We start from the raw sequence: 4,428 nt of genomic DNA, 5'->3' as shown, positions 1-4,428 counted from the left end.
GCACTGCTGATCTACTGCGGAATCCAGTTTCCGAGAACCCACAATATCAACGTTCTCATTCAGCATATACCCGACAGCATACAAATTCCGGAAGAAGTGTTTGAAGCGGCTAAGCTTACAGACTATGCTGTCTCTTCTCGATATCCCGGAATAGTGAACCTGTTACCGAATCTGAATACAAAATGGCTCTCGAATCAGCCAAGTTCGTTTTCGAATGGGTTTCTGATTCGATTATGAGTTCAGAGTAGTGATCGAGGCCAGATCCGAGATCAAGTTCGGGATAACCCTGAACAGAGACCCCAAACAGGACCCCTGAACAAGAGCATTTCAGGGCAGGCTTCAAGGCAGGCTCTTCGGGATGACTTCATTAGGTGATGCTTCAAAAGTATTTTGCTTTTTGCGGAGAACGGAGAACCTTCGTCGGTCGACAAATGTTAATTCTTTTACTGCAGTGAGCGGAGCGGATTGTCGAATGTGCTCTTTCTCGATTGATCCCATCGGACGTAGGACTCCCTTTCTCTCGGATGGCTGACAAAGGACATTTCTTTGAGGCGTGTAGCGCTTCTCTGACGATATTCTGTGCTAACTATTCACAATGACATGGAGGACATCAAGTGGGAGGGTCGCTGAACAATATCGGGGATTCAGTTATTCTATCCAGTCTTGCAGCTTCAATCCCGGAATTCTGCTGAAGTGTTTCATATTGTGCGTGACTAAAGTCATGTCGTTTTCTATGGCTATACCGGCAATGAGAAGATCCATGTCATCCAAAGGCGTTCCGAGTCTTCTAATATACGCGTAGTGAGTCGCAGCAATAGAAGCTGATTTAAGCGTAATAGGAAGTACTTCATTGAAAAGACAAAACTCCAGGAATTGCTCTATTTGTCTTGTCGCTTCAATGTGTCTCAAACCGCTGAGTATTTCGTAGTACGTTATTAGGCTCAGATAGACTTTCTCGTGATCTGTGAATATTCTTCCATTCTGGATACTACTGGAGAATGGCCGCGGAAGAACATGGAAAGTATGTCTGTATCCACAAGTGCTAAGTCAGACATTGCGCTCCCTTCTTGACTTTTCTCTTCGGTCTCTTAGTTCTTTGATCATAGTGTTGTATTGATCCGAATCGATCTCTTTCCATGAACCTGCATAGTCGGTAATCAATTTTCTCTTTGGCTGAAGATCCGAAAGATCGGACTTACTGCTTCTGATTAGTTCCAGTAGCAGTTGAAGCTTGTCTTCCGGGATATTCTCAAGCTCGTCAATCATTTGCTTCCTGATGCTAGCCGGTTTCACAAGATCACTTCCCAAGAATTCTCGTTATTATTTTAACACGTGTTTGGAGCAAAGCATTCATATCGAAAGGGCGAGACGGATGACAAGAGCGAGATCCCGCACAGGAACACTGCGGGATGACAATACGTAGGAATTGGCGAATGACACCGCTTAACGTCATGCTGGCGAGCTTCTGGCCAGGATCTCGATCCTTGACGTGTTTTCAAGACCAGATCCGGGATCGAGTTCGGGATGACCTTTAACAGAGGCTCCAACAGGAGCCCAACAGGAGACCCCAAACAGGAGCCCTGAACAGAGACCCCAAACAAGAGCATTTTGGGGCAGGCTTCAGGACAGGCTCCGTGGAATGACAACGAATGCTTGTTCCGAAAGCGTAATAATTCGTCATCTGAACTTGTTTCAGCATCTCGATCCTGAGAGCCTCTGATCGCTGCGAGGAGCTGTTCACCGTTGACCGTCCCAGATCATGAATCCGTTCACCTATAAGATCAAAGATTAGATCCTGATCAAGATCACATTAGGATGGCAAATTGAGTTGGTTCAAACAAGTTGATATTCTTCCGCGGGGTGATTGCTGTCTTCTCTTCCTTTAGCTCCAACCAACCACCAACCGCGTACCACCAACCACGGCTCTTAGAACAGTTGTCAGTTCCAAGTTACAAGTGCAAGAATTGCCCTAAGATAATTCTTATAGACTCGAGAATTAGAATGCCCTGTGATTTGCGACTTCTTGTTGGCTGTTTCCTTCCTTTTCTAAAGATAGAGTAATGGAATTTCCGCAAGCATTTATTGTCGATGAAAAATGCTCATATAGAAAGTTTAGAGGGACCGACTTTCTTCGGTCCCCCTCAAGCTTCAAAATTCAGAGAAATGTACCCTTTTATGAAATCTCTCCAATAACGATCTCATCTTCATCGAGTGCCGGTTTCCCTTGACCGGGACCGTTTCCCTCGCAGGAATCGTCTGGTGCTCCATAACCCGCATCGTCATCAGGGCCATCGGGCACACCGTCGCCCGGACCGCTGCCATTGATTGAAAGAGCGATTCCAAAGACAAATAACATGAAAAGCACAATTGCGGTAATTCGTTTCATTTTCATCCCCCCGTTGTATTCGAATGATTAGATCTTATTGTTTACCTCATTAAAGGGTGATTAAAGACTTCACTAATTGAACTGTCTGACCGTCTCGATAACGGAAGTTTCAGGAAGACAAGGCAGATTTTGAAACGACTCTACTCTTATCTTAAAGCGGATTCTCTCTCCCGGGGGGGTTGACGCACCCTAATTTGCCTGCGCTCTATAGTGACTACACATAAAAGAAAAGGCCGCCGCTGTCCTGGTAATACGGTAGCGGCGGTTTAGTCTAGGAGTAAACAGGGGTAATTGGTTTTTATTTTGCTGAAAGAGCGGTACGCACTCTAAAAAGATTTCTCAACATGTTTTTGATCATCTCGACCAATCTATTCATGGAGCGGACAAGAACAGGCTCAGAACTCGCGGTTTCAGCCTCCAGGTTTTCCAGCAGCAATGTCGTGCTGCCTCCAGAGTCGACTTTACCAGCGCCGGGACCTTCTCCCTTTCCTGTTCCTGGAGAACCAAAACCTGCCCCGGGCTCCTGCCCATCAGGAATACCATCACCGGGACCCTTGCCGTTATTTGCCAGGGTCAAGCCAAATATCATGGAGACGAACAGTAAAATCAGTAGAACTTTTCTCATTACGGTTCCCCCCTTCTCATATATTAGTATGTTAGAGCATTCTTGATTAAAGAGAGATTAATGGTGAAGAATCTTCTGGGAAGCCGGCTATGCAGAATCGGTTGAGGAGGATTCCTCTGATAAAATCAGGAATGAAATGAACAAAGGGAGGTACTGATCTTGCAATGTGAAGTCGACAGAAATCTTGAGAAATGCAACTGCACCTATCCGGGCTGTCCAAGAAAGGGAAAGTGCTGCGAGTGCATCGCCTATCACCGTAGAAACGGAGAACTTCCGGCCTGTTACTTCACTGAAGAACAGGAAAAAACCTGGGACAGAAGCATTGAGTACTTTGTGAAGGTCAAAAGCAAAAGATAACATTCAGGCATAGTGAAATCTCCAACAAGTGGAAAGGATATCCTCATCCAAATGAGATTTAGCATTAGATGATAAAATGGAGTAATAATAAATTACCCAGTCTCGATTCAGGATCGAGATTTTTCTGGAGGAACAGTTGAGTCAGAAGTTCTATAAGCGGTTCTTCACTTTTAAGGAGTGTTACCAAATTCTCTTCGATGCGATGAGAACAATGAAATACATGAGCCGTGCAAAGAGAAAAGAAGAACTTAGCACCGAGTTGATCGAAAAGGTGATGCTTACCGTAACCGAAATAAACGGCTGCGAAGTCTGTACAGTCTTCCACAACAAGGTTGCCGAAAAAGAGGGGATAAAGGAAGAAGAGATTCAGATGCTCTTTGTGGCTGACGTTGAAGAGATCCCTCAGGAGGACGCTCCGGCTATTCTATTCTCGCGAGAATACGCAAACTCTTCGGGAAACCCTTCCGAGGATTCATGGAGTTCTCTTAAGACCTTCTATGGGGAATCGAAAGCCAAGGGAATACTCGGTGCCGTTAGGACAATCATGATGGGAAATACCTTCGGAATAGTGTGGGGCGCACTGGTAAACCGTCTTAAGGGAAAGCAAGTTGAGGGAAGCAGCCTATGGTATGAAATCAGTATGCTTGTCTCTTTCATCTTCCTCATCCCGGTGGCGCTCGTACATGCCCTGCTCGCAAGTCTTTTCAAGAAGCCCATAATTGCCTTCCAGACGCAGGAAGCTGCTGTTTAGACCGTGGTTGCGGGTAGGTGGTAGCAGGCAGGAAGATCATAGGAACAGTGGCAAGTTCTCAGTTCCAAGTTGCAAGAATAAGAACCGCTGAACGCTTAAAAGCGGAGAACCCGCTGAGCGCTGTAAAAACCGTCCTTGGTCCATCGTCCAAAACCATGAACCCGTCCTTCGAAGAGCAGTTCTTCGTTCCGACGCTCCGCGTCCAGGTTCCTCGTTACTGGTCAAGCACATCCCGTCATGGACTTGTTTCATCATCTCGATCCTGAGTGCCGCTGAGCGTTGTAAAAACCGTCCTTGGTTGTTTGTTAG

7 protein-coding genes are annotated in these 4,428 nt (G+C 46.0%); 3 read left to right on the top strand and 4 right to left on the bottom strand.

The window, feature by feature from the left end; all coding sequences use genetic code 11:
- Positions 1-237 (top strand): HEPN domain-containing protein (locus BG32_RS11290; RefSeq protein WP_121526847.1); only part of this gene is annotated, 237 nt, incomplete at its 5' end.
- 411 nt (positions 238-648) lie between these two features.
- Here BG32_RS11290 and BG32_RS11285 read toward each other — a convergent pair.
- From BG32_RS11285 to BG32_RS11270, 4 genes are all read right to left on the bottom strand, one after another.
- On the bottom strand, positions 649-909 hold the full coding sequence (locus BG32_RS11285) for a type II toxin-antitoxin system VapC family toxin (RefSeq protein ID WP_409072661.1): 261 nt from the start codon (positions 907-909) through the stop codon (positions 649-651).
- Positions 910-1,047: 138 nt separating this feature from the next.
- Positions 1,048-1,293 (bottom strand): hypothetical protein, encoded by a 246-nt coding sequence (locus BG32_RS11280; protein WP_259459687.1) that lies wholly within the window; start codon positions 1,291-1,293, stop codon positions 1,048-1,050.
- Positions 1,294-2,173: 880 nt separating this feature from the next.
- On the bottom strand, positions 2,174-2,386 hold the full coding sequence (locus BG32_RS11275; protein ID WP_006490222.1) for a hypothetical protein: 213 nt from the start codon (positions 2,384-2,386) through the stop codon (positions 2,174-2,176).
- A gap of 298 nt (positions 2,387-2,684) precedes the next feature.
- Entirely contained in the window at positions 2,685-3,011 is a 327-nt protein-coding gene (locus BG32_RS11270) for a hypothetical protein (protein WP_006490220.1), read from the bottom strand.
- Positions 3,012-3,170: 159 nt separating this feature from the next.
- Between BG32_RS11270 and BG32_RS11265 the strand changes: the two genes are divergently transcribed.
- Together BG32_RS11265 and BG32_RS11260 are read left to right on the top strand one after the other, a co-directional pair.
- Entirely contained in the window at positions 3,171-3,368 is a 198-nt protein-coding gene (locus BG32_RS11265; RefSeq protein ID WP_121526845.1) for a DUF6485 family protein, read from the top strand.
- Between the two features lie 136 nt (positions 3,369-3,504).
- Positions 3,505-4,119: a carboxymuconolactone decarboxylase family protein gene (locus tag BG32_RS11260; RefSeq protein WP_121526844.1), complete on the top strand. Its 615-nt coding sequence runs from the start codon at positions 3,505-3,507 to the stop codon at positions 4,117-4,119.
- Positions 4,120-4,428: the final 309 nt, after the last annotated feature.

Source organism: Mesotoga sp. HF07.pep.5.2.highcov, assembly GCF_003666285.1.
Lineage (GTDB): Bacteria > Thermotogota > Thermotogae > Petrotogales > Kosmotogaceae > Mesotoga > Mesotoga prima.
This window is presented reverse-complemented; position numbering and strand designations above follow the sequence as displayed.